Consider the following 24,861-nt stretch of genomic DNA (forward strand, 5'->3'; position numbering starts at 1 on the left):
GATTTATGATAGCGATATCATCACCTCTGCATTCCTGTTTGGCAACCGCCTCCACCGCCTCATCCGGAGGTGGCTGAAGCGGGAAACCGGCCTATAGTCTCCAGAGAACGAAACTTACGAGCACCAACCAAGGAGAGCCCCCATCCGCCGCACTCTTGCCAGCTGCCTCGCCCTCGCTTTCACCGCCATTCCGGCATTCGCAGACATTCCGATAGCCGCGCCGGGACTCGCCCCGATGGCCACGGAACAATTCCTGTCAGACACGGCAAAGGGAGATGTCTGGACCGGTCAAGACATCACCGCCCTGGTGGAGGAATTGGAACGGCTCAACACTCATGGCCTGAACCCGGCAGACTACCATCTGGCTCTGCTTCAGAGCGGGGACCTCTCTTCAGCCGAGCGCGACCGGATCGCGACCGATGCCTGGATGTCGGCCGCCGCCCACATGTTGTACGGCAAGCTGGACCCCGTCTCGATCGAGCCGAACTGGACGGCCGGAAAGCGGCAAGTCGACTTTGCGAGCGTCCTGTCCTATGCGCTGGAGTCCGGAACGATATCGGGCAGTCTGGAACAGTTCGCCCCCATGCAGCCCGGATATGCCTTGCTGAAATCGGAACTGGCCCGACTGCGCGACACGGCGGCCCGGCCAATCGCCCGCGTATCTGACGGCCCGGCCCTCAAGCCGGGGATGGAGACGCCGCGCGTACGCGAAATGCAGGCGCGCCTCATCCAGCTGGGCCTGATGGAGCCCGGCAGCGACACCGGCAAGATGGACACGGCTACCGTGTCTGCAGTGGAGACCCTGCAAGTGCTGGAAGGACTTGAGGATGATGGCGTGGCTGGCGCAGCCACGGTGAGGGCGCTCAATCGCGGCCCGGACGCGCGCATTGCCCAAGTCCGCGTCAATCTCGAACGCTGGCGCTGGCTGCCGGCGGATCTCGGCAAGCGCCATCTGAGAGCGAACATCGCGGGATTTGAGGTCACGGCTTATGAGGACGGCGTGCCTCAGGCCACGCATTTGACCATTGTCGGCAAGACCTATCGCAAGACACCCGTCTTTTCCGACCAGGTGGAATACATCGTCTTTAATCCGTGGTGGGAGACACCACCCAGCCTGGCCAAGGCCGACAAGCTTCCCATGTTCCAGAAAGATCCCGGATCAGTCGCCCGGTTGGGGTTCGAGGTCCGCGACGCATCCGGAAAGACCGTGCCCATCTCCTCAATCGACTGGAACGCCTACACGGCGAGCACTTTCCCCTATCGCATCCGTCAGGCCCCCGGCCCCCAGAATGCGCTGGGTGAAGTGAAGATCATGTTCCCCAATGTGCACAATGTATACCTGCACGACACGCCCAATCGCGGCTTGTTCGCCCAGCGTCAGCGAGCCTTTTCCTCCGGCTGCTTGCGGACCCAGGACCCAATCGGCCTGTCAGCCTGGTTGCTGACCGAGACATCTGGCTGGGACCGTGCCGCTATCGACAAGGCGGTCGCCTCCGGAAAGGAGACCCGTGCAACCCTGTCCCACAAAGTCCCAGTCCACATCCTTTATTTTACCGCCGTCCCGGACGGTTCTGGTGGAGTCCGTTACCTGGACGACATCTACGAACGGGACGAAGTCGCGCTAAAAGGACTGAACGCCCTTCCCGGATTTCTGGCGACGAACTGACCGATCCATGCGGGGAGATCAGTCGAAATCGGGCGCGGGGATGTCAACCTTGATACGCGTCACCCCGACCGTATCGCCTCGCATGAAGGACTGGATCACCTTGGTGACTTCGGGCGAAGACATGAACAGATTGTGCCCCGCGTCTTCAATCGTCACAATATGAACCTTCTGAAGGCCTGCGACCGCTTCGCGCTGGCTTTCCGGATAGGTCCGGCCATCCAGCGTACCACTCAGCACCAAGACGGGCACATCACTCACTGGCGGCTCGCGAAACGCGTCCCCCAGGTCGAGACCGTCGACCACGCTTTCCAGCTGTGGCATCGGAAAGTTCAGATAATCCTTCAACAAGGCGGTTTGGGCCTGTTGGACAATTTCGGCTTTCCGCGCCGCTCCGACGCCGGATGCAATATCCATCGCGAACGACATCGGCCGGTAGGAAATCGGCGCGCCCGGATCGAGGAAACGCGACATCAGGCCCGTAATCCCGGCCACGCCGCCTGCATCGAGTTCCTCAAAAATCCCAAGCGCCAGAATCGCCCATTGCGGGTCCGAAATCATGCCGGACGTGAGCGTCTGCAAATCCCGGCGTTCGAACAAGAAGGGGGCCGAGCTGCCCTCTCTCAGGGGCACGGACAGAAGCACCGGCTCGGCGTCAAGTTTCGCAAATACGCGCCGCATGAGGTGTTTGATGTCTGGATAACGCATCGCCAGGTCCGCATCCGCATCAATGACCGCCTGCAACCGGTCAAAATACGCATCCGTGCGCGCCGGATACTTCACGGTCTGGTCCAGGCCTTCAACACTTGCCAAGACAACACGGTCGATCCGGTCATCCATGTATTTCAAGGCAGCCAGGCTGAGGTGGCTGCCATAGGAGATGCCCCAGAGGCTGATCGCATCAGCGCCAAGATGTGTCCGCAGCGCCTCCAGGTCAGCAACGCTTTCCTGCGTCGTGTAGCCGTAAATGTTGACTTCTTCCGCCTTCCAGAACGCCAAGCATTCCTCCGCCGCAAGTTTATGTCTCAGGACGTAATCCGCATCGCTGAGCGGTGTCGCGTCCGGATCGAATTGGGAGCTGCGGCAGGTTGGCAGGTCATTTGACGCGCCTGTCCCGCGCTGGTCGAGGGCAATCACGTCTCCGAATTCCCGCATCGCCATGAAAAGCGGGAATCGCCGCCCCTTCGCGGTTCCAATGCCTGAGCCGCCCGGACCACCCGACAGGTAGACAATAGGAGATCCGGGTTTCTTGCCGGTGGCCGGAAAGCGCACATATTCCACCCGGATCAAACGGCTGTCCGGCTGGTTCCGGTTTTCCGGCACCATCAGATGCCCCTGAAACGCTTCGGTCGTCTGAGCATCGGATGCCTCGAACACGATCGACGTCTCGTTCGGAATGGCCTGGGCGTGCTGAACCGGCTCGGCATGCATACAGGCGGCCAGCGCGAAGACCAGACCAGCGAAAAAGGGAGCGCGAAACAAGTTGGGCATAAAAAGGATCCTGTCGGTAAAACCAGACTCCACCACACAGGCTCTGGTGGCCCCCGTCACCTGCCCATCTTCGAACGGTAGCGCATATCCTGTGAACGGATTGGTGATTCTTCCGCCTATCCCCTAAGCAGGTGGGCATGAGATTTTTTGTACCGATCCTGTTTGCCCTGTGTTGCGCCGCCTGGAGTGCGCCCCCTGCATCGGCACAGTCCGACGCTGCCGTTCACCGGCAATTTGTGACCGTTTGCCCGGCTTCACAGGCAGATTCCGTACCTCCTGCGCCAGATCATCCAGATTGCCAGCAAGTACCGCGCTGGACCATTGACCCGCAAGGCCGTCACCTCTGGGCGTACTTCACGCTGACCCTCGACGAGGTCCCCGCCAACCGTCCTCTGGGCCTGTCAGTCTCCGCCAAGGCTTCCAGCCATGCGTACCTCAACGGGGTCAAGATCGGCGAAAATGGACAACCAGCCGATGATCGCCGTGCCGAAAAGCCCGGAAAAATGGACGTGATTTTCCCGGTTCCCGCAGATCTGCTGCACCCTGGTGACAATGCGCTCGCGGTGAGGATGTCGTCCCATTCGGGCTGGCTGACGCTGTCATCTCCCGTGCACCGGGTCGCGCTTGACGGGTACCAGTCCCCTCAATACCGCATGCTGAACTGGTACTGGCCCTCCTTCCTGACCTTCGGGGCATTCATCCTTGGGGCGCTCTATTTCTTGCGCACGGCCTCCCTAGGCCGCCAGTGCGTGCCGTCGCTCCTGCTCGCCCTCATGTCGACGGCTGCCGCGTTGCAGCTTCTGGTCGAGGTCAGCCGAGGGCTGCTTGACTACAACTATCCAATCCATGACCTACGCCTGATTGCGATCGCAGGGTTGTCGGCCACCTTTGGCCTGACGCTGGCCACATTCGTGATCTGGCGCTTCCGGCCTGCCATCAAATGGTGGCTGGTTGGCGGTGCCGCCGCCTGCACGGTGGCCGCGCTTGTCTTGCCCAGCGGGTTTGATGCCAAATCAGGCCTGGCCCTGCTCGCGCCACCCCTCTTTGCGACAGGTGTTGCGCTATCCGCGGTCAGGACACGGCTGGTAGATGCGCTGGTATTCGCCGGCTGCCTGCTTTTGTTTGCATCGATCAACCTGTTCGCCGCAGGCCAGTTCCTGGATCGATATTTCTATTTCGCAATCGCCGCGCTGATGTTGTTCCTGTTCATTCAGCAGGCCGACGCCTTCGCCAGGGAAGAGTCCTCGCGCCAGCAGGAGCAAAGCCGCGCCGACAGGTTGCAATACGTCATCGACCGGATCGAAACCTCTGATGCAGTGACGTTCCTATCGGTCAGGGATATGGGGCGCACGCACCGCATATCCAGTCAGGACATTGCCTATATCAAGGGTGCGGGAGACTTCGTCGAGCTGGTCCTGACCAGTGGTGAAACGCATCTGCATAGCGCAACGCTGAACGACCTCGAGGACGAACTGCCCGCCTATTTCCTGCGCGTGCATCGCTCCTACATCGCCAACAGCAAGCTGATCGAAAGCCTGCAACGCAATGCGAGCGGCACAGGTGAATTGCGCCTGCACTCCAACCATGCGCTCCCTGTCAGTCGACGGATCATGCCGAAGATCAAGGCAGCCCTTCAGTGATCTCAAGTTGATTTATCTTATGGTTGAGTGCCGGGCAGGACACCTGCCACATCCACCCTAGCCCGCTGCGCGCGTTTGGCCGGCATGGAGGGCGCAGATCAGCGTGAATAGCCGCCGCGACGTGGAGAAGTCGACTTCGATCTTGCCTTCAAGGCGTTCGGCGAGAAGTTCTGAACCCTCATTATGGATGCCACGCCGGGCCATATCGATGGCTTCGATCTGGTGCGGCGACTGGGTTCGGATCGCATCATAATAGCTGTCGCAGATCATGAAATAGTCACGGATCACGCCCCGGAACGGCCCGAGTGAAAGGATGAAAGTGTGCACCTCCTCGCCTGCCTCGGTACGAATGGCAAAGACGAGCCGACGCTCGGCTTTGGACAGGTTCAGCTGATAGGGTCCCTCATCCTGACCGATCACCTTGAAGGAATTACTTTCCAACAGATCAAAAATGGCAACGCGGCGCTCATGCTCGGCGTCCGGGCCCGATGCGCCCAGGGTCTCATCGTCGATATCGACGCCGATGAGCCGATCATTGCTCACCCGTCCGTGCCCTGATTGGACCGGATGGAGATGGAGCGCGCATGGGCTGGCAAGCGCTCTGCCTCGGCGAGGCGCAAGGCGGCGGGCGCAATCGCGGCAAACCCCTCAGGCCCCACACGCTGAACACTCATCCGCTTCAGAAAGTCATACAGACCAAGGCCTGACGAGAAGCGCGCGGCGCGGCTGGTCGGCAAGACGTGGTTCGACCCGGTGACGTAATCGCCCAACGCCTCGGGCGTATAGTGGCCCAGAAAGACCGCACCGGCATGGCGGATCAGTGGCAACAGGGCATCCGGGTCCTCCACGGCCAGCTCCAGATGCTCAGCCGCGATGCGGTTCGCGATAGAGGCTGCAGCAGGCAAATCAGGTGCGACGACGATTGCGCCATTGTTCATCCAGCTTTCGCGTGCTCGCTCGCCCGTGGGCAGGGTTTTCAACTGGTTTTCCACAGCCCCTTCCACAGAATCCCCCACAGCCTGGTCCACAACAATGAGGATCGACTGGCTGCTGGGATCATGCTCGGCCTGAGACAGCAGGTCGGCGGCAATCCAGTCCGGATTTGCCGTATGGTCTGCGATGACCAGAATCTCTGACGGGCCGGCAATCGTGTCTATGCCAACGCGCCCGAATACCTGGCGTTTGGCCTCTGCGACGAAAGCATTGCCAGGGCCGACAATCTTGTCGACCGGGGCCATGTTTGACGTGCCAAAAGCCAGCGCGCCAACGGCCTGCGCCCCACCAATTGGGTAAAATTCCTCAACGCCAGCTTTCAGCGCGGCGTATGCAACCGCGGGTGACAGCTCGCCCTGGGGCGCGGGCGCAACCATGACGATGCGCTCAACGCCGGCGATCTTGGCCGGCACGACATTCATCAGGACCGAAGAGGGGTAACTCGCGCGGCCGCCCGGCACATAGACGCCGACGCTTTCCAGCGCCGTCCAGCGCCAGCCGAGCTCTACTCCCGCTGAGTCGGTAAAACTGTGGTCTGCGGGCCGCTGCGCCGCATGATATGTGGCGATCCGATCATGCGCAAAATCGATGGCTTCGCGCAAATCAGCCGGGCATTGCGCGGCCAGGCTGTGCAGGTTCACATTGTCGGATGTCAGCGTCGATGGGTCCAGTTGCAGACCGTCAAACCTGGCCGTGTATTCGGCCACGGCCTCGCCGCCGCGTGCCTGCACATCCTTCAGGATGCCCGTTACGGTATTCGCAACGTCTTCACCCGTGCCGCGTTCCTGCTCCAGGAACTGGGCGAATTCACCATTGAAGGCGTCGTTTGAGGCAAAAAACCTGCGGACCATGTCTATCTCCGGCGCCGCTCGTGGCTCGGAAGGCGGCGCGTCGGCCACACATAGTCACTGTCCAGCAAGGTTGCATCCAGAACTTCAACCTCAAGGACGATTTCTCCGTCGCCTGCGAAGATCAGCGTGATCTTTCCACCCGGCGGCTCATCTGCCGGGGTAAAGGTCACCTGCAACAGCGACAGGATCATTTCCGGGTCTGTCTTGGTGACAGCGCGGGTCTTCGCGCCCAGCACGCCATCGAAGGCCAGCAGCGACCGCACACGCTGGCCGTCGCCGCGTTTCGCGCCCGCTTCCCAGCGAAAGCGGTTTATCTCCAGCGCAAACCGGTTGTGGCGGGACTCATATTTCAGGTTCCCCGCTTTCACGACACTGTCCTGAATGGCGGCGGAAATAACTTCCAGATCCTCGGCCGTTTCGGCGAGAAGACGAAGTGGTTTGTGATCAGCCATCAGTGCCCCTTGAGCAATTCCTAGTCTTCGTCCTCGGATCGGCGTTCAATGCTAGCGCCACAGGCGTTAAGTTTCGCTTCCAGCCGCTCAAATCCACGATCGAGGTGGTAGATACGGTTCACCACAGTCTCCCCCTCTGCGGCAAGCCCTGCAATCACAAGAGAGACCGATGCGCGCAAATCTGTCGCCATGACTGGCGCTGCGGTCAGCTGAGGTACACCTTTCACGACCGCCTCCTGCCCACGCACTGTGATGTCTGCGCCAAGACGCGAGAGTTCCGGTGCATGCATGAAACGGTTTTCGAAAATCGTTTCGCGAATAATGCTTGTACCGTCCGCGAGGCTCATCAGGGCCATGAACTGAGCCTGAAGGTCAGTCGGGAAGCCTGGATGCGGCTGGGTCGATACGCTGACGGATTTGAGCCGCGAGCCATTCCGCACGATGCGCAGAGTGGCCGCGGCCTCGTCGGCCTCGACCGTGACGCCAGCCTCTCTCAGCTTGCCAATCATTGCACCAAGGGCCGCCACCGGTGCGCCCTCCAGCGTGACATCGCCGCCGGCCGCTGCAGCCGCCATGGCATATGTTCCCGCCTCAATCCTGTCCGGCATGACGGAATGCGTCGTGCCGCTCAGTTTCTCGACGCCTTCGATGCAAATTTTGGACGTGCCAGCGCCCGTGATCTTCGCGCCCATGGAGTTCAGGCAAACCGCAAGATCTTCGATCTCCGGCTCGCGGGCGGCGTTCTCCAGAACGGTCTCGCCCTGCGCAAGCGTCGCAGTCAGCATGGCATGCTCGGTCGCACCCACGCTCGGCATGGCAAAATTGATGTGCGCGCCCTTCAGGCCATGAATGGCGGCGGCCTTCACATAACCCTGCTCCACACGCAGATCCGCACCCATCGCTTCCAGAGCCTGCAGGTGCAGATCAACCGGTCGGGCACCAATGGCACAGCCACCCGGCAGCGAGACTGTTGCATGGCCAGAACGCGCAATCAGAGGCCCCAACACGTTGAAACTCGCCCGCATCTTGCGGACCTGATCATATGGCGCGATCGTGCTTTTCAGCTCAGCACCGTTCAGATGACAGGTCGAATCGCCCTTCGGCCAATAGACTTCAACGCCCAGCGTTTCCAGCAATTGCGCAAGGAAGCGCGTATCAGCCAGATTCGGCATATTGGTAAGCGTGATGGGCTCGTCAGTCAGCAAACATGCGACCATCAGCTTCAGAGCGGAGTTCTTCGCGCCAGAAACCGGAATGCGGCCATTCAGATGAGCGCCGCCCTTGATGTGCAATTTATCCATGGATTGCCCTTATACAGCGCTTCGCGGCTTTGGAAGGGCCTGAATGTGGCAAGGCTGCACAGACTTTATCCAAATATTACCGGCAGTTGCTTAAGCCCCCGCAAGCCGGAGCGCGGAATCCACTTCAGCTGTTCCGGCTCAATGCCCAGGGCGAGGCCCGGCCAGCCGTCCAGAAGACAATCGAGCGCCGCCTGCGCTTCGGCGCGTGCCAAGTGGAGGCCGAGGCAGATATGCGGCCCGCCACCCCATCCAAGATGGCGATTGGGCCTGCGGGTCAGGTCCAGGTTTCGAGGGCCCTCAAACACACGCTGATCAATATTGGCCGCCGCAAGCAAGGCAACAAGGCGTTCGCCGCGCTTCATTGACAAGCCGTGGAATTCCAGATCCTCGCGTGCATGCCGCGGCTTGGTCATCTGCACCGGCGCGCAGTAGCGCATGAGCTCATCCACGGCGATGCCGCGCGCATCGTCATCCATGCTCCGATACTGATCCGCTGCGTCCGGCTCGGTCAGCAGCGTGTAGACAGCTGACGAGATCAGGTGCTTCGTCGTCTCATGTCCGGCGATGAAGAGGACAAACACCATGGCAACCAACTCATCATTGCTCATGCGGTCGCCATCGGCTTCAGCATGGACGAGTTCGGTGACGAGGCCTGGCCCGGGTTCATGCCGGACGCGCTCGAATTCCTCCGCCAGCATTCTCTGAACCGCGCCAAGCTTCATCAGGCCGCGCAGCACATTGAATATGTTCGCTGTCGCGGTCAGGCCATGCAGGACGGAATCAAGCTTGTTTCGAATCTCGCCCGAGAACCCCAGCAGGTCATAGATCACCAATAATGGCAGCTGTCGGCACAGCCCCTCAACCAGATCCGCTTCGCCTGCTTCAACCATCTCCGCCACCAGCCGATCACAGGTTTCGCGAATACGCGGCTTCAATGCGTCGATCGAGACGCGCCGGAAGGGCTGGTCGACCAGACGGCGCAAGCGCAGATGGTCAGGGTCATCCAGCGACAGCAGATTGTTGGACAGCGTCTTCAGGGATTTGGGCAGAAATCTGAGGCCGAACGGTGAATCAAACCCGGCGTTTCGCGCGTCCACCGCAAAACGATCCGAATCCTTGAGGAATTCCAGACATTCAGCATGGCCCAGCACCAGCGTGCACTTGCCCAGAAAGGGCAGTTTCTGCCGAACGAACAGGCTCTCTTCCCTGGCCGCAGCGAGAAAGCCGTGCGGCCCACGCAGATAAGCCTGAGAGTTGAGCGGCAGGCTCATTTCTTCTCTGGATCCGACTCAGCCGGGGGCGCCTTTGCCTTGCGCGTAGCCGCCTTGCGGCGTCGCAAATTCGCCCGCAGAGCCTCGGCCCGGCGTGCGGCATTATCCTGTCCTGTTACCTTGTCTTTCATATGAGGTGCTTTTCGCAGCAAAACGGCCTTTTCATGTCAGTCTGCATAAGCTAAAGCCCGCTTTCCATTCCTGCAATGCCGCGGTAGCTCAGTGGTAGAGCGCATCATTGGTAATGATGAGGCCGGGAGTTCAATTCTCCCTCGCGGCACCAGGAATTTCCCGATAATCAGCGACACTGAGCGCGCGTCTTCCGGCGCGGGCGGGCTGTTTGTCCATCGCATTCAGCCTCAAATGCAAAAAGGGCGGACCATATGGTCCGCCCTTTCGCAATATCGGACTTGTCTTCGACCCTAGAAGGTCTTGGACACGCTCACGAAGGCACGACGACCGCGATAGTCGTAAGCCGTTGCGCTGAGCGGCGTGTTGCCTGCGCTGGTCTGAATAATGTCAGACACTTGCGGTGGCGCTTCGTCGAAGATGTTGCGGATACCGCCAGTGATCGTCCATGTGTCGCCTGTCCAGCGGACAGAAGCACCATGTTCGAACTGAGCTTCGGTGAAGACCTTGTACTGTCCCTCGAGACCAAAATAGGCCGCTGGCTCGTTCAGGTCGTCGTTGAAGTTGCGGTTGTTGTCCTGACGGCCAACAAAGTTCGTGAACCAGGAATAGGTCCAGTCGCCGCGGTCCAAACGGATGTTCGCATCACCTACGACACTCGGATAACCGATTGTGCCGTTGAAGTCGTTGTCTTCCACACCCGAGACGAAGTCCGAACCGAAGACGTTGATGTAACGCTCCAGAGCCCAGTTCATCGAGGTTTCGACAGTCAGCGTACCGAAGTTGAAGTCTTCTTCGTAGCGAACTTCAAGGTCGATGCCGCGCTGCTGCTGGGAGTCAACGTTCAGGGTAAGGGCCTGAATGTTGTCGAGCTGGAACGGCGTCAGCGACGTCGCAGAATCACGCTCGAACAGGTCACAGAAATCGTTCGGGAAGGTCGTTGTTGCATAACAACCGCCGACGATCTGAGCACCGCTCAGGCTTGTGATCTGGTCCTGAATTTCAACTTCGTAGTAGTCGATCGCGATGTTCAGGTTGGCGAAAGTCGGCGTCAGGATGATACCCGCGGTGAAGGTTTCACCGGATTCGGATTCAAGCTCATCGCCACCACCAGAGGTCGTGATCAGAGCAGAACCGCCGAGACCGCCTGTGAAGTCGTCAGGAATACCTGCGGCTGCACAGTTGGTACGGATGTTCTGGTTAGTGGTATCGCCCCAGTTGATACATGGGTCGACCGAGGTCTGAGATACGAAGCCGGTCTGGTCCTGAAGGAACAGTTCGAACAGCGCTGGTGCACGGTAAGATGTACCAAAGCTCGAACGTGCCCGGAGGATCGGGTTGACCTGCCAGTTCAGACCGACCTTGTAGATCGAGTCGGAACCACCGATGTCGTATTCGAAGCCACGCACAGAACCGTTGAACGTAACATCTTCAGCAAAAGGCTGACCTTTGAAGATCGGCACTTCGACTTCAGCGAACAGTTCGGTGACAGTGTTCTCGCCACGGGTCGGGCCTGCAGTCGAAGAACCCCAGATGTCGCCGCTTTGGGTCAGTTCACCTGGCGTGTCATCAATGCTGAATTCGCGATATTCAGCGCCGATGCCGAGACCGATTGGACCAGCTGGCAGTTCGAACAGCTCACCCGCAACGACCGCGGTCAAAGTGGTCTGCTCATAGACCGTTTCACCAGTCTGGTAGCCACCAATGGCCGCAACCAGGTCGTTTACAGCAGCACCGCTGAGGATATCAGGGTCCAGCAGGTTGATGGTTGGAGGACCAACCAGGTCTGGGACGCCATCATCGTTGTAGTCGACGCCATCATAGTTCCAGTCACCCGACTGGGAGATCAGGATCTCGTTGCCTTCGTAGGTACCTTCGCCGCGCGAATAGGTGCCATCGATTTTCCAGGACCATGCGTCGAGAACGCCCGGAGCAAAGCCGCCGGAGAACGACGTGCTGCCGTAGAAGTAGTCGACTTCAACCTTATCGGTCGTCGGGAATGGTGCCACGATCTGGACCAGCGAATTCATGTCATTCGAATAGGTCGGATCAGCGATGTAGCCATACTGCGGCAGAACACCAAACGGCGTTTGTGAAGAGCCAACGATCGGGAAGAACTGGCGCCAACCTTCGATGTCCGTCGTACGACGGCTGAAGAGAAGTTCCGTATCCCATTCGACACCGGCAAAGGTCACGTCGGCAGAGCCGAAGAGAGAAATGTTCTCGTTGCGCGGGATGAAGTCCGAGTTGTCCAGGAAGGCCGCATCGAGAATGTCTTCATAGTATGGCTGGCCGCTGGCCAGATAGCCCGTACCGACGCGTGGGCGGTAACCCGGGATCGAACCACCAAAAGCCGTCGCGCCCGTCACACCGTCCGGGGAAGGCACGAGACGCTCACCTGAGAACAGGTCGATGGCCGTATTGTGGTACAGATTGCTACAGGTGTTGCGCGGGTCTGTCGCCGTAGCCGAATAGTTCAGACGGTCAATCAGGCCACCCGTCTGCGGGTCACGCACGAGATCGCGTGGGCAGGACAGGTAATCGCGCTGGCTGGCGTCGAGCTCTTCGGAGAGACGATACTCAGCCGACAGGGTGAATGCCGCATTGTCGCCAAGTTCAAAACCCCATGCCGCGCTGGCGGAATACTGCTCGCCACCTTCTTCGAAGGGCTGAGTGACATTGAAGTTCAGTTCCAGGTCATCCACGGAATCACGTGTGATGATGTTGACCACGCCGCAAACAGCGTCCGAACCATAGATGGTCGAAGCACCGTCTTTGAGGATCTCAACGCGGGAGATGATGGACTGTGGAACGACGTTCAGGTCGAGTGCGGAAACTGCGCCGCGCGTACCTGAAGCGCCTGGGCGCTTACCGTCGACCAGAACCAGCGTACGCGTGTCACCACAACCGCGAAGGTCGAGCGTTTGCGTACCGACACCACCATTGGTGACGAAATTCTGGAATGTGTTGTTCAGCTGGGTCGAGCCCGATGCGAGCGAAGAGCCCTGCAGAAGCGCGGCCGTATCGACCAGGCCTTCGAGCGTTGCGACTTCGGCCGTGATCACCTGAATCGGCGAAGACGAGGAGAACGAATCGCGAGCCAGCAGGGAGCCGGTAACCACGATCTTCTCTTGGCGGGACTCATCCTGAGGAGCCTCGTCAATGATTTCCAGAACGTCTTCAGATTCTGCATCTGCGTCCTGGGCTTGAGCCGCGCCGGAAATGACAAGTGCGCCTACAGCGACACTGCCGAAAACCGACCGACGGAACAGTCGTTTGTTCATCAGTATTTCCCCTGAAATATGTTTTTGCTCACCTATTAGCCCGGTGTTTTCCACCCAGCACCCGCATTTACAGCAGGCCTTGCCGCTACGTTGAACGTCGGTTTTGGAAGTGACAAGATTTCATGACACAAATTTCACCCACGAGGCACTTTCTGCCACCAAACTGTGTTGTTTGGGACACAATCTTGCCATGCTCCCATAAGTTGCGGACGGGTTCTTGTCGCATAAGTGCATGACCGTGCTTGACGCTCCCCGCCCCGACTTAAATAGTAAACATAACCAATTCGGAGGAATACATTGATGCGCTATCGCATTTTGGCGGCTGGTATGATCAGTGCGCTTGCGGGATCATTGGCCGCACAGGCTGAACCGGTGACCGCAGAAGACTTCGCGAAATTCCCGTCGGTTTCCAGCGTCTCCATGTCACTTGAGGGTGACATGCTGGTCGGCGTGATTGCTGATCCCTCGAAGGATGGCGATGCGCGCGCAGCAGCCTATTGGGACCTGTCTGGCGAGATTGATACCACCAAGCCGCTCGTCCCTTCGAACATCACGCCTTCCAGCGGAAAGACCAAATTCTACGGGGCAAGCGCGCTGAAGAACAAGAAGTCCCTCTGGTTCACGGTCCAGCCCTATATCGGCGCCCTTGAAGGCTGTGGCGAAGGCAAGACAACCGGCTCGACCAAGAAATACCTTCAAAAGGTCTATATGGGGAACGAGCGCATCAAGAAGATTGATGACCTCCCGGATGGCCGCGCTGAAATTGGCGCAAACAAGATGTTGCTCCGCTGTTTCGAACTGGAAGGCGATACCGGCATTGCCTCACTGCTTCCGCTCGATCCAACCAAGATCGTCCTTCGCCGTACCTCCACGAAGAACGGAACAAGCTATTTCGAACATGATCTTTCGAATGGCCGCGAGAAATTCCTCTTCAAGGCAAGCGATACGCAGCAAATTGAAGTCAGCACCCGAACCGGTGAGCCTGTTGCACGGACGGAACTCGAATATGAAGATGGTGCCTGGCGCCAATATATCAGCTTGCTGGATAATGACGGCAATTTCCGGATAGAAGAGCCACTGACGACCGAAATTGCCAATCGCTTCAATATGGAAGTGCTCGGCAAGCAGAACGATACCGAAAACTACTTTGTCGCGACCGACAAGTTCGACGACAAGGTCGCGATCTATCTGTATGATGCGTCCACAGACTCGTTCAGTGACGATCCCGTATTCGCACATCCCGAGTTCAACGCCTCGGGCATGATCTTCTCTGATCGCGCGCAGGACTTCGGTGCCATTCTTGGATTTACCTACAGCGGCCCTGTTCAGGAAACCTATTGGCTCGATCCTGAGATGAAGAGCATTCAGGATGGTCTGGATGCGGCCTTCCCGGGCAAGAATGTGGCTATCAGCGACTATACGGCAGATCGCAATCGCGTCCTCTTTGCGGTCAGCGCCGCCGACATGCCGCCCGCTTACTTCCTGCTGGTCGACAAGTCCAAGGTCGCCGTCATCGGATCCCAGCGTCCGTGGATCGACGTAGAGGATCTCGGCAAGTCGAAGTTCGTCTACTATTCTGCACGCGACGGCCTGCAGATCCCTGCGATCATAACCCTGCCAGCCGGCTTTGAAGAAGGCCAGAAGGCCAAAGGCGCAATCATCGTGCCGCACGGTGGTCCCTGGGCCCGTGATAGCGCCGGGTTTGATTCGTCAGGCTGGACGCAGTATTTCGCGAGCCGCGGATACATCATCATGCAGCCGCAATATCGCGGAAGTGATGGCTGGGGCCGTGCACTCTGGCGCGCTGGCGACGGCGAATGGGGCCAGAAGATGCAGGACGACAAGGATGATGGCGCAGCCTGGCTGGTTGAGAATGGCTATGTCGATGCCGACAAGATCGCCATTCATGGCTATTCCTATGGCGGGTTTGCAGCATTTGCCGCTTCCGTTCGTCCGAACAGCCCTTACCAATGTGCCATTGCTGGGGCCGGCGTTTCGAACCTTGCAAAGCTCGGCAATGAATGGGGCGACAATCGCATCCAGCGCATTGTTCAGGGTGACACCGTCAAGGGCATGGACCCGATGAAGAACACGGACAAGATCAACATCCCGATCCTGATCTATCATGGTGACTACGATGTCCGCGTGCCGATCTTCCACAGCCGCGACTTCTACAATGCCATCAAGGACAAGCAGCCTGACAGCAAGTTTCTTGTCATGAAGCAGATGGGTCACCAGAGCGCCAAATGGTTGCCTGAGCACAAGGAACAGGTTCTGGAAGAAATCGAGACCTTCCTGACCAATACCTGCGGCATGTAAGTGATCGCAAACGACAAATGAGAAAAGGGCGGACCTCGTGTCCGCCCTTTTTTGTTTTCACTTGATGAACGCTCAGGCCAGCGTCTTGCGAAGCGCCGTCGCCCAGCCGCGTCGCAAACGGGCCGAAGCAGTCTTTTCCATTTTTGGTTCGAACCGGGTGCCGGGCACAGTGCGGCTGGCCCACGCGTCGGCAGCCAACCATCCAAGCTGCATAGCCGCCAGAGCTGCGGCCCCAAGCGCCGTCATCTCGCGATAGTCAGGCCGCAGGATCGGACGCTCGCAAATGTCGGCCGTGAACTGCATCAGCCAGTCATTCGCCACCATGCCCCCATCGACACGCAGTTCCTTGATCGCAACGCCATCGGCTTCAAAAGCATCGAGCAAGTCACGCGTCTGATAGGCGACAGATTCCAGCCCCGCCCGCACCAGATGTTCGGCCTTGGTGGCGCGGGTAATGCCGCTGATCGTGCCGCGCGCATCGGCCGCCCAATGCGGAGCGCCAAGCCCGGTAAAGGCCGGGACGATATAGACCCCGTCATTGCCACTGAGCGCCGCCGCCACGTCCGCACTTTCGGCCGCATCCTCGATCAGGCGCAAATCGTCACGCAGCCATTGCACTATGGTTCCGGCATTGAAGATTGAGCCCTCCAGGGCCATCGCACCCCTGCCCGCCACTTCATAGCCGACCGTACCCAACAAGCGATTTGCCGACTGCGGACGAATAGTACCGCAGTTAGCCACGAGAAACGCCCCGGTGCCATAGGTGATCTTGGCAGTACCGGGCTCCAGGCAAGCTTGCCCCACAAGCGCCGATTGCTGATCGCCCGCCGCGGACAGGATCGGCAGCGCCTTGCCGAAGAGGCTTTCCTCACTGGTGCCGAAATCATCAGCATTCTGTCGAATCTGCGGCAACATGCTCATCGGCACACTCAGCGTGGCGCACATCTTGTCGCTCCATCCGCCAGCATCTCCGAGCCCAAGCCGATAAAGCAATGTTCGCGACGCGTTGGTGACATCGGTGACGTGCGAATTGCCTCCGGTCAGTTTCCAGATCAGGAAGCTCTCTACGGTTCCGAAAGCCAGTTCGCCTGCTTCGGCGCGGGCTCGGGCACCCTCCACATTGTCGAGCACCCATCCAATCTTGGTACCGGAAAAATAGGGATCGATCAGCAGACCGGTCTCGTCCTGAACGGCCGCCTCATGACCCGCCTTGCGCAAAGCCTCGCACGTCTCGGCCGTGCGACGGTCCTGCCAGATGATTGCTGGCGCGATGGGTTTGCCCGTTGCGCGATCCCAGACCAGCGTCGTCTCACGCTGGTTGGTGATACCAATCCCGGCAATGCGGTCCACACCGCCTGCCTCGGCGATCGCCTTGCGGCAGACATCCACCGTCTTGTCCCAGATCTCCTCGCCGTCCTGCTCGACCCAACCATCATTCGGATAGGACAGCGGCACTTCCTGTTGTGCGAGCGCGACCTCATTCAGATCGCGGTCAAATACAATCGCTCGTGTGGAAGTGGTGCCCTCATCAATGACGAGAATATAGTCGCCCATGTCGCCTGCCCTTCAGTGTTTCCGGCAGGATGGACCGGCGCGATGCGGAACGTCAACGCGCCGTGCGCTGCGCTCCGCGATCGCCGAACCACCAGAGGGTGGCTGCCGTTGCGGCAAAGGTGGAAGTTTCCACAATCTTGACCTGTTCGGCCTCCGGCGAGGCCACAAAGACCAACCAGGTGATGAGCCACAGCAACAAGGTCAGCACGGGCCGGGTCAGGGCGCGCACTGCATTCACCCAGGCATAGCTGTCGTCAATCGCGGCCTCGGCCTGAAGGGAGGCGGCGAGCCCCGCCCAGCTGCCGCTGGTCTCGGCCAGCTGCTCCGCCGCCGCGTGCTCCTCGCGCCGGGCCTGCCTGTGCAACCTGATCAGCTCTGCGTCATGCTGCCAGCGCGCCCGCTCATGCGCGTGTGACTGGCGCTGCTCGAAATAGCCCGCCGCCCGACCGATCACCGTGCCGAGCAGGCCGAAGACGCCGCCCCCGGCCGCACTCGCCGCCAGTCCAACTATGTCTGCCATAGTGCACGGCTCCCCTTGTAAAACCAATGTGCCGGACGGGCCCGCCGGTCCAGATGCAGGAAGCTTCGGCCAAGTCCGATTCCGGTGAACCCAAGCGATTCGGCTGCCGCCAGCAGTGCAAACCGGTCATGGCCATCCAGCGCGATATCAACCGCGATCTGTTTGTGCATGGAATGCTCAGCGCCACCCATTTTGGCATTCCAACCGCGACAGCGGTGGCCCGAATTGATGACGAGCGGACCGCCCACCGCCCCCCGCAGTTTTTCCAGCGCATCGAGGAATTCCGGATCGTGCCAGTACGCACCATCACAGAACTGGCCTCTGCATCTGCAGGCAAGTTCTCGCGGCGAAAAATGCGGCCAGCGCCAGCCAGTCGTATCGAACAGGGAGACAGAGCGTATCAACATGTCCCAAGGCTGACATGCCCACGGCCCTGCCGGATTCAGATCGCCGCGCAAGAGAAAATGCCCCTGAAATCACTGGGACTTCAGGGGCATTTTGAAATTTTCAGTCGGGGAGACGCCGAGCTTACTCCGCCGCGACAGGCGCTACTCCAAAGGCCTGGCGCTTGGCGAGCGCCGCGCGGGCCTCGTCATATTCCCGCACCAGCTTGTCCACGAACTCCTGAGTGGACATGCGCTTGTCAATTGCGCCAATGCCCTGACCACAGCCCCAGATGTCTTTCCACGCCTTGGCTTCCTGATTGCCGCCGGAGCCGAAATTCATCGCGCTCGGGTCGCTTTCCGGCAGATCATTCGGATCAAGTCCGGCCTTGGCGATGGATGGCGCGAGATAATTTCCGTGAACGCCGGTGAACAGGTTGGAATAGACAATATCGCCTGCCTTGGAGTCGACAATCATGTCCTTGTAACCGTCGACCGCATTGGCCTCGTCACAGGAGATGAAGGCCGAGCCGATGTAGCCGAGGTCAGCGCCCAGCGCCTGTGCCGCCGCGACCGCGCCGCCATTGGCGATGGAGCCGGAAAGGGCCAGCGGGCCATCAAAGAACTGGCGGATTTCCTGAATCAGCGCGAAGGGCGAAAGCGTGCCGGCATGGCCGCCCGCACCGGTGCACACCGCGATCAGGCCATCTGCGCCCTTTTCCAGCGCCTTGTGCGCGAAGACGACATTGATGATGTCGTGCAGCACAATGCCGCCATAAGAGTGGATCGCGTCATTCACTTCCTGACGCGCGCCGAGCGAGGTGATCACGATCGGCACCTTGTGCTTCACGCACATCTCCACATCATGATCGAGACGGTTGTTCGTCTTGTGGACGATCTGGTTGACGGCGAAGGGTGCGGCCTTGCGGTCCGGGTTCTTCTCGTCCCATTCAGCCAGTTCCGTGGTGATCCGGTCCAGCCACTCGTCCAGCACCGGGCCCGGTCGCGCGTTCAGCGCCGGGAAGCTGCCGACGACGCCGGCCTTGCACTGGGCGATCACAAGCTCCGGATTGGAGATGATGAAAAGCGGCGATCCGATAACCGGGATGCGCAAATTCTGGAGAATGGGGGGTAGTGCCATGAGAAATTACCTCAAACGGAAAGGGACGCAGTTTACGTAAACGGAAACTAGCGTTTGATCTATGTTGGGCAAGGCGTGACGTTGCGGACACCTCTTGCCCAAAGCTGTGGTTCGGGCCAGACTGGCCAGCATCCAAGACAGTTTCAAAATAAAACATCCGAGGGAGAAAACGGAATGCGAAAAAACAGCCTTTTGAATGGTAGCGCTATCATGGTTGCCGCGGCTCTGGCCGCCTGCTCTGGCGATGCGCCCACGACGAGCGCCGAGACAGAAGTCGCTGCGCCGCCGGTCGAAACCGTTGAAGCCGAGCCAACGGAGTCAAAGTATCTGAATGAGCCGCTGGTCAGCGAGATCTTCACCGCAGACCCCAGTGTCCATGTCTGGGATGATGGCCGCATCTATGTGTATCCGAGCCATGATTATGACGCGGGCATCCCCGAAGACGATCTTGGCAGTCAGTATGCCATGCGCGACTATATCGTCCTGTCCATGGACGAAGTCGGCGGCGAGGTGACCATTCATGACGTCGCGCTGGATGTCGACGATGTGGCCTGGGCCGCCCAGCAGATGTGGGCCCCGGACGCAGCCCACAAGGATGGCAAATACTATCTCTATTTCCCGGCCAAGGATGCCGATGGCGTCTTCCATATTGGCGCAGCTGTCTCCGACAGTCCTACCGGGCCATTCACCGCAGAGCCCGAGCCAATCGAAGGCTCCTACTCCATGGATCCGACCGTCTATGAGGACACGGACGGCGAATACTACATGTATTTCGGCGGCATCTGGGGCGGGCAGCTGCAACGCTGGGCGACCGGCGAGTACAATGCCGACCCGAACCTCAACACGGACCTCGTCAATGATGACCCTCTGACCAGTGACGATGAAGCCGGCCAGCCTGACGATGTCGCGCTAATGCCGAAGATCGCCAAAATGGGCGAGGACATGGTTTCCTTCGCCGAAACGCCGAAGGACGTGATGATCCTCGACGAACATGGCGATCCGATCAAAGCCAAGGATCATGACCGCCGATTCTTCGAAGCCGCCTGGATGAACAAGATCGGCGACACCTACTACTTGTCCTATTCAACGGGCGATACTCACCTGATCGTATACGCGACGGGCGACAACCCGTACGGCCCGTTCACCTATCAGGGCGTGATCAACCAACCCGTGGAAGGCTGGACCAACCATCACTCGATCTTCGAGCACAATGGCAAATACTATCTTGCCTATCATGACGTTCAGCTGTCGGGGAAAAGCCATCTCCGCAATGTGAAGATCGCAGAGCTGACCCTTAATGAGGACGGCACGTTTGACCCTGTCGACCCAATGCCGGGCGAGTAACCGCGTCCAACCTCCTCAATGAAAAGCCGGTGCGGATTGCCCTGCACCGGCTTTTTTTGTTGGCGTGGAAAGAATTTCCGGCTGGCCAGGGATCCCTCAACCCCGGACCAGCCGGCCCTGCATCATGGCCAGCCAGCTTTGCTGGCGATGAAGCATGGATACGATGTCTTCTGAATCGCCGTCCTCGATGAGACGATCCATCCAGAAGCCGAGAATACGTGTGTGCGTTTCCATCCAGTCTCTCAACGCTTCGTGGCGCATCCCCTCAGGCATTTCTGTCTGGGCAGTGGCTGGAAACCTCAAGAGTTCGGCGGACATGACTCACTCCTCATTTGCGAATTGTTCTCATTCTCACGCTTTGTGTCATCCGAGTCAAGCGACCAAACGTCCCTGACCTTCAGTCACCAGTTCACAAGCCCCCCCAGTTCAGACTAAATCCCCGTCATGGCAGACGATCTCCTTCCCCTGAGCAGCGGGTTTCCCGACGCAACCGAAGCCGAATGGCTCGCAAGTGTCGACAAGGTCCTTAAGGGCCGCGGTATTGAGTCCATCACACGCAAGACCGTGGATGGCCTGGCAATTCACCCGCTTTACCGGGAAAGCGACTTTGATTCCGCGACCGACCCGCGCGGCACGCCGGGCAAGGCACCCTATCTACGCGGGGCTACGGCCGCACCGGACCGGTTCATGCCCTGGGATATCCGACAAGCCTTTGCCCATCCCTCGCCCGCAGCAACCCATGAAGAACTGCTGCGCGATCTTGAGCGCGGCGTCATGTCCGTCGAAATCAAACTCGACTGCACGGGCGCACACGGCATCCAGATCACGACCTTGGACGATCTGCGCACCGCACTGAAAGGCCTGCGCGCCGACATCGCCACCATCGCGCTGGATCATGGTGGTGGCTCGGGTGTCACGACGGCAACGCTACTCGGCCTATGGGGACAGGAGCAGGACTCTCCTGCAAGCCTGAAACTCGATTTCAACATGGATCCGCTCGGCTGCCTTGCGCGCACCGGCGTGCTCAAGGGCGGGCTCAACCTGGCCTTTGCGCGCCTGTCGGCGGCCGCCACCGCTCTTGGTGAGGCCTATCCCGAAGCGGGCCTGATCCGCATCGATGCGCGCATGGTGCATGAGGCCGGCGGATCCGACGCGCAGGAACTGGCCGCGCTGATCGCCAGCGCCGTGGACACGCTGCGCCGGCTCGACAACCGCACGGACATTTCCGCGCTCATTCCGCGCATGAGTTTCGCGCTGGCCCTTGATGGCAATTATGGCCTCGGTGTTGCGAAGCTGCGCGCGGCAAGGCGTCTCTGGGCACGCATTCTGGATGCGATGGATCAGCAAGCCGTTCCGATGCGTCTTCAGGCCGTTTCATCGGGTCGCATGCTGACGCGCTATGATGCGTGGACCAACATGCTGCGCAATACGGCGGCAGCCTTTGCAGGAGCCGTCGGCGGCGCAGACATCCTTACCATCCGCCCCTTCAACGAGGCGCTCGGCATTCCGGAAGAGCTGGGCCGGCGCATCGCGCGCAACACCCAGATCATCGCCATGGAAGAAAGCCAGCTTGGCCGCGTGGCCGACCCGACCGGCGGCGCCTGGTTCACAGAGACCTTCGCCGACGACCTCGCCGAAGCGGCGTGGAAAGAGTTCCAGACCATAGAAGCCGAAGGCGGCTATGCCGAGACGCTGGTTTCCGGCGCGTTTCAGAAACGTATCGCAGATGTGCGCGAGGCACGCGCCAAGGACATTGCGAAACGCAAGGTGCCGATCACGGGCGTCAGCGAGTTCCCGCTGCTCGACGAGATCACCGCGCCCATAGCCGACATGCCAACGGTCACGCCAAAGGATGGCGTTTCCGCTGAAGGCTTCGCCCATTTCGTGAAAGTGGACCTGCCCGCCGACGAGGCCGACGCCACCGCAGACGCTCTGCCGCGCATCCGTCTTGCCGAAGAGTATGAAGCCTTGCGCGATGCAGCGAGCGCTGCGCCCAAGCGGCCGACCATCTTCCTTGCCACGCTCGGCCCGATTGCCCAGCACAATGCGCGCGCGGATTTCGCGCGCAACCTCTTCGCCGCTGGTGGCCTTGAGGCGACGCAGCCGCCTGTGCCGCCGCAATCCCCGTCTGAAGCGGCCGCCGCGTTCAAGGCCTCCGGCAGCAAGATTGCCTGCATCTGCGGCGCCGATGCGCGCTATGAGGACGAAGCCGTCGAGACCGCCAAGGCGCTGAAAGCCGCTGGTGCAGACCATGTCTGGCTCGCCGGCAAGTTCGAAGGCGACGGCATCGATTCCAACATCTTCATGGGCTGCGATGTGCTGCACACGCTGAAACTTGCCCACGCAACCCTGGGAGTGGCCCAATGACCAATTTCCCCGACTTCACCAAACTCGATCTCGGCACGCCGGATGCAAAGGCCAAGTCGCCAGACCTTGGCGAGGCTTGGGAGACACCGGAAGGCGTCGAAGTAAAGTCCACCTACACGGCCGACGACCGCAAGGGGCTCGACTTCCTGGATGATTATCCGGGCCTTGCCCCCTTCGGACGCGGACCTTACCCGACCATGTACACGAACCAGCCCTGGACGGTTCGTCAGTATGCAGGCTTCTCGACCGCAGAAGACTCCAACGCCTTCTATCGCCGCAACCTCGCCGCCGGTCAGAAAGGCCTCTCCGTCGCCTTCGACCTGGCCACACACCGGGGTTATGATTCTGATCATGTCCGCGTGTCCGGGGATGTCGGCATGGCGGGCGTCGCCATCGACTCAATCTATGACATGCGCACCCTCTTCTCCGGCATTCCGCTGGACAAGATGTCGGTGTCCATGACGATGAATGGCGCGGTGCTGCCCATCCTCGCGCTCTACATCGCCGCCGCCGAGGAACAGGGCGTCACGCCGGACAAGCTGGCCGGGACGATTCAGAACGATATCCTCAAAGAGTTCATGGTACGGAATACATATATCTATCCGCCCAAGCCCTCGATGCGGATAATTTCGGACATCTTCGCCTACACGTCACAGAACATGTCGAAATACAATTCGATCTCGATTTCCGGCTATCACATGCAGGAAGCGGGCGCCTCGGCAGACCTAGAGCTGGCCTACACGCTCGCCGACGGTATCGAATATATCCGCGCCGGGGTCGCCGCCGGGCTGGACGTCGACGCGTTTGCGCCGCGCCTGTCCTTCTTCTGGGCCATCGGCATGAACACGTTCATGGAAGTCGCCAAGATGCGGGCCGCCCGACTGCTCTGGGCGAAGCTCGTCAAGGAAGAGTTCAACCCGAAGAACCCGAAATCCCTCAGCCTACGGACGCACTCGCAGACTTCCGGCTGGTCCCTGACCGCGCAGGATGTCTACAACAATGTCATCCGCACCTGCCTCGAGGCCATTGCAGCCACGGGTGGCCAGACCCAGTCGCTGCACACGAACAGCTTCGACGAGGCCCTCGCACTGCCAACCGACTTCTCCGCCCGGATCAGCCGCAACACGCAGCTTTTCCTGCAACAGGAAGGCGGCGCCTGCCAGACAATCGACATGTGGGGCGGCTCCTACTATGTCGAACGCCTGACGCACGACCTGGCTGAAAAGGCCCTCGCCCACATCACCGAAGTCGAAAAGATGGGCGGCATGGCCAAGGCCATCGAGGAAGGCCTGCCCAAGCTGCGCATTGAAGAGGCCGCCGCCAATACGCAGGCCCGCATCGACAGCGGCACGCAGACCGTGGTCGGGGTGAACAAATTCCTTCTGGACGAGGAAGAAGACGTGCCTGTGCTGAAGGTGGACAATGCCGCCGTGCGCCGCATGCAGCTGGACAAGCTAGCTCGCCTGAAATCCGAACGCGACGAGGCAGAGGTCACTGCCAAGCTCGACGCGATTGCCAAGGCCGCCGCTGGCACCGAAGGCAACTTGCTCGCGCTGGCCGTGGATGCCGCCCGCGCGAAGGCCACGGTGGGCGAGATTTCCGAAGCCGTTGAGCGCAGCCAGGGCCGCCATCAGGCCGTCATCCGCTCCATCAAGGGCGTCTATGGTGGCGGCGTGAAGGGCGACGACAAGGCCGAGGCCGCCGCAACCCTCGCCTCAGAGTTCGAAAAGAAGCATGGCCGCAAGCCGAAAGTCTACATCGCCAAGATGGGCCAGGATGGGCATGACCGCGGACAGAAGGTTGTCGCCTCCGCTCTGATGGACCTCGGCTGGGATGTCGAGATCGGCCCGCTGTTCCAGACACCGGAAGAGGCCGCCGCCGACGCGCGCAAGGCCGGGGTCGACATTGTCGCCGCCTCCTCGCTCGCGGCGGGCCACCTCACGCTGGTGCCGGAACTGAAACGCGCACTGGGCAATGAAGGCGCGGCGCACACGCAGATCATTGTCGGCGGCGTGATCCCGCCACAGGATTTCGACGCGCTCTATGCCGCCGGCGCTTCCGCCATATTCCCGCCGGGCACCGTCATCGCCGACAGCGCCATCCGCATGCTGGAAGTGCTGGACGGAGACGACGGCGCGAAAAAGGCGGCGGAATAGGA

Annotated in this window: 18 protein-coding genes and 1 tRNA gene; 7 read left to right on the forward strand and 12 right to left on the reverse strand. The window is 60.0% G+C overall.

Annotation, left to right across the window (positions count from 1 at the left end; genetic code table 11):
* The first annotated feature begins 235 nt into the window (after positions 1-235).
* Positions 236-1,666 (forward strand): L,D-transpeptidase family protein, encoded by a 1,431-nt coding sequence (locus B3527_RS09215; RefSeq protein WP_290479675.1) that lies wholly within the window; start codon positions 236-238, stop codon positions 1,664-1,666.
* A gap of 18 nt (positions 1,667-1,684) precedes the next feature.
* Here the strand turns inward: B3527_RS09215 and B3527_RS09220 are convergent, their stop codons facing one another.
* Positions 1,685-3,154, reverse strand: coding sequence for an alpha/beta fold hydrolase (locus B3527_RS09220; protein ID WP_290479676.1), 1,470 nt, complete (start codon positions 3,152-3,154; stop codon positions 1,685-1,687).
* A gap of 137 nt (positions 3,155-3,291) precedes the next feature.
* Here B3527_RS09220 and B3527_RS09225 point away from each other — a divergent pair, with 137 nt between their 5' ends.
* Entirely contained in the window at positions 3,292-4,794 is a 1,503-nt protein-coding gene (locus B3527_RS09225) for a LytTR family DNA-binding domain-containing protein (protein WP_290479677.1), read from the forward strand.
* A gap of 57 nt (positions 4,795-4,851) precedes the next feature.
* Here the strand turns inward: B3527_RS09225 and B3527_RS09230 are convergent, their stop codons facing one another.
* From B3527_RS09230 to B3527_RS09250, 5 genes are all read right to left on the reverse strand, one after another.
* A complete protein-coding gene (locus B3527_RS09230; RefSeq protein ID WP_206990983.1) occupies positions 4,852-5,337 on the reverse strand; it encodes a UPF0262 family protein in 486 nt (161 codons plus the stop codon).
* Positions 5,334-6,638 carry a histidinol dehydrogenase gene (gene hisD / locus B3527_RS09235; protein ID WP_290479678.1) on the reverse strand — a complete coding sequence of 435 codons (1,305 nt, stop codon included), beginning with the start codon at positions 6,636-6,638 and terminating at the stop codon, positions 5,334-5,336. Before hisD ends, B3527_RS09230 begins: the two co-directional genes overlap by 4 nt.
* A gap of 2 nt (positions 6,639-6,640) precedes the next feature.
* Entirely contained in the window at positions 6,641-7,090 is a 450-nt protein-coding gene (locus tag B3527_RS09240) for a DUF2948 family protein (protein WP_206990985.1), read from the reverse strand.
* A gap of 20 nt (positions 7,091-7,110) precedes the next feature.
* Positions 7,111-8,391, reverse strand: a complete 1,281-nt coding sequence (gene murA / locus B3527_RS09245; RefSeq protein WP_290479679.1) for a UDP-N-acetylglucosamine 1-carboxyvinyltransferase — start codon at positions 8,389-8,391, stop codon at positions 7,111-7,113.
* A 65-nt stretch (positions 8,392-8,456) separates the two neighbouring features.
* A complete protein-coding gene (locus tag B3527_RS09250) occupies positions 8,457-9,662 on the reverse strand; it encodes a cytochrome P450 (protein WP_290479680.1) in 1,206 nt (401 codons plus the stop codon).
* A 208-nt stretch (positions 9,663-9,870) separates the two neighbouring features.
* Here B3527_RS09250 and B3527_RS09255 point away from each other — a divergent pair.
* Positions 9,871-9,945: transfer RNA gene (locus tag B3527_RS09255), tRNA-Thr, on the forward strand.
* Between the two features lie 139 nt (positions 9,946-10,084).
* Here B3527_RS09255 and B3527_RS09260 read toward each other — a convergent pair.
* Complete coding sequence (locus B3527_RS09260) at positions 10,085-13,075, reverse strand: TonB-dependent receptor domain-containing protein (RefSeq protein ID WP_206990988.1); 2,991 nt, start codon at positions 13,073-13,075, stop codon at positions 10,085-10,087.
* Between the two features lie 300 nt (positions 13,076-13,375).
* Here B3527_RS09260 and B3527_RS09265 point away from each other — a divergent pair, with 300 nt between their 5' ends.
* Positions 13,376-15,394 carry an alpha/beta hydrolase family protein gene (locus B3527_RS09265; protein ID WP_206990989.1) on the forward strand — a complete coding sequence of 673 codons (2,019 nt, stop codon included), beginning with the start codon at positions 13,376-13,378 and terminating at the stop codon, positions 15,392-15,394.
* A gap of 72 nt (positions 15,395-15,466) precedes the next feature.
* Here B3527_RS09265 and glpK read toward each other — a convergent pair whose 3' ends face one another.
* The 4 genes from glpK to B3527_RS09285 all read right to left on the reverse strand — a co-directional run bounded on the left by glpK (position 15,467) and on the right by B3527_RS09285 (position 18,992).
* Complete coding sequence (gene glpK, locus B3527_RS09270; protein WP_290479681.1) at positions 15,467-16,948, reverse strand: glycerol kinase GlpK; 1,482 nt, start codon at positions 16,946-16,948, stop codon at positions 15,467-15,469.
* A gap of 52 nt (positions 16,949-17,000) precedes the next feature.
* The gene (locus B3527_RS09275; protein ID WP_290479682.1) at positions 17,001-17,468 is read right to left on the reverse strand and encodes a hypothetical protein; all 468 of its coding nucleotides are present in this window, start codon (positions 17,466-17,468) and stop codon (positions 17,001-17,003) included.
* Positions 17,456-17,875 (reverse strand): D-Ala-D-Ala carboxypeptidase family metallohydrolase, encoded by a 420-nt coding sequence (locus tag B3527_RS09280; protein ID WP_290479683.1) that lies wholly within the window; start codon positions 17,873-17,875, stop codon positions 17,456-17,458. The genes B3527_RS09275 and B3527_RS09280 overlap by 13 nt, the downstream gene beginning before the upstream one ends.
* 121 nt (positions 17,876-17,996) lie before the next feature.
* The gene (locus tag B3527_RS09285; RefSeq protein ID WP_034811240.1) at positions 17,997-18,992 is read right to left on the reverse strand and encodes an NAD(P)H-dependent flavin oxidoreductase; all 996 of its coding nucleotides are present in this window, start codon (positions 18,990-18,992) and stop codon (positions 17,997-17,999) included.
* A gap of 174 nt (positions 18,993-19,166) precedes the next feature.
* Here B3527_RS09285 and B3527_RS09290 point away from each other — a divergent pair, with 174 nt between their 5' ends.
* Positions 19,167-20,336, forward strand: a complete 1,170-nt coding sequence (locus B3527_RS09290) for a glycoside hydrolase family 43 protein (protein WP_290480839.1) — start codon at positions 19,167-19,169, stop codon at positions 20,334-20,336.
* Positions 20,337-20,432: 96 nt separating this feature from the next.
* Here the strand turns inward: B3527_RS09290 and B3527_RS09295 are convergent, their stop codons facing one another.
* A complete protein-coding gene (locus tag B3527_RS09295) occupies positions 20,433-20,654 on the reverse strand; it encodes a hypothetical protein (RefSeq protein ID WP_034811238.1) in 222 nt (73 codons plus the stop codon).
* A 126-nt stretch (positions 20,655-20,780) separates the two neighbouring features.
* On the opposite strand from B3527_RS09295, the gene B3527_RS09300 reads away from it, so the two are divergent.
* A complete protein-coding gene (locus B3527_RS09300) occupies positions 20,781-22,703 on the forward strand; it encodes a methylmalonyl-CoA mutase family protein (RefSeq protein WP_290479685.1) in 1,923 nt (640 codons plus the stop codon).
* Positions 22,700-24,859, forward strand: coding sequence for a methylmalonyl-CoA mutase (scpA, locus tag B3527_RS09305; protein WP_290479686.1), 2,160 nt, complete (start codon positions 22,700-22,702; stop codon positions 24,857-24,859). Before B3527_RS09300 ends, scpA begins: the two co-directional genes overlap by 4 nt.
* Positions 24,860-24,861: the final 2 nt, after the last annotated feature.

The organism is Hyphomonas sp. UBA4505, assembly GCF_002388685.1.
Lineage (GTDB): Bacteria > Pseudomonadota > Alphaproteobacteria > Caulobacterales > Hyphomonadaceae > Hyphomonas.

Excerpts from the sequence above, each read along its gene's own strand:
- B3527_RS09295 (WP_034811238.1), bottom strand. The coding sequence starts at position 20,654 with ATGTCCGCCGAACTCTTGAGGTTTCCAGCCACTGCCCAGACAGAAATG.
- B3527_RS09260 (WP_206990988.1), bottom strand. The coding sequence starts at position 13,075 with ATGAACAAACGACTGTTCCGTCGGTCGGTTTTCGGCAGTGTCGCTGTA.
- B3527_RS09275 (WP_290479682.1), bottom strand. The coding sequence starts at position 17,468 with ATGGCAGACATAGTTGGACTGGCGGCGAGTGCGGCCGGGGGCGGCGTC.
- B3527_RS09265 (WP_206990989.1), top strand. The coding sequence starts at position 13,376 with ATGCGCTATCGCATTTTGGCGGCTGGTATGATCAGTGCGCTTGCGGGA.
- B3527_RS09220 (WP_290479676.1), bottom strand. The coding sequence starts at position 3,154 with ATGCCCAACTTGTTTCGCGCTCCCTTTTTCGCTGGTCTGGTCTTCGCG.
- B3527_RS09285 (WP_034811240.1), bottom strand. The coding sequence starts at position 18,992 with ATGGCACTACCCCCCATTCTCCAGAATTTGCGCATCCCGGTTATCGGA.
- scpA (WP_290479686.1), top strand. The coding sequence starts at position 22,700 with ATGACCAATTTCCCCGACTTCACCAAACTCGATCTCGGCACGCCGGAT.
- B3527_RS09225 (WP_290479677.1), top strand. The coding sequence starts at position 3,292 with ATGAGATTTTTTGTACCGATCCTGTTTGCCCTGTGTTGCGCCGCCTGG.
- B3527_RS09280 (WP_290479683.1), bottom strand. The coding sequence starts at position 17,875 with ATGTTGATACGCTCTGTCTCCCTGTTCGATACGACTGGCTGGCGCTGG.
- murA (WP_290479679.1), bottom strand. The coding sequence starts at position 8,391 with ATGGATAAATTGCACATCAAGGGCGGCGCTCATCTGAATGGCCGCATT.
- B3527_RS09290 (WP_290480839.1), top strand. The coding sequence starts at position 19,167 with ATGCGAAAAAACAGCCTTTTGAATGGTAGCGCTATCATGGTTGCCGCG.
- B3527_RS09215 (WP_290479675.1), top strand. The coding sequence starts at position 236 with ATGGCCACGGAACAATTCCTGTCAGACACGGCAAAGGGAGATGTCTGG.
- glpK (WP_290479681.1), bottom strand. The coding sequence starts at position 16,948 with ATGGGCGACTATATTCTCGTCATTGATGAGGGCACCACTTCCACACGA.
- hisD (WP_290479678.1), bottom strand. The coding sequence starts at position 6,638 with ATGGTCCGCAGGTTTTTTGCCTCAAACGACGCCTTCAATGGTGAATTC.
- B3527_RS09240 (WP_206990985.1), bottom strand. The coding sequence starts at position 7,090 with ATGGCTGATCACAAACCACTTCGTCTTCTCGCCGAAACGGCCGAGGAT.
- B3527_RS09250 (WP_290479680.1), bottom strand. The coding sequence starts at position 9,662 with ATGAGCCTGCCGCTCAACTCTCAGGCTTATCTGCGTGGGCCGCACGGC.
- B3527_RS09300 (WP_290479685.1), top strand. The coding sequence starts at position 20,781 with ATGGCAGACGATCTCCTTCCCCTGAGCAGCGGGTTTCCCGACGCAACC.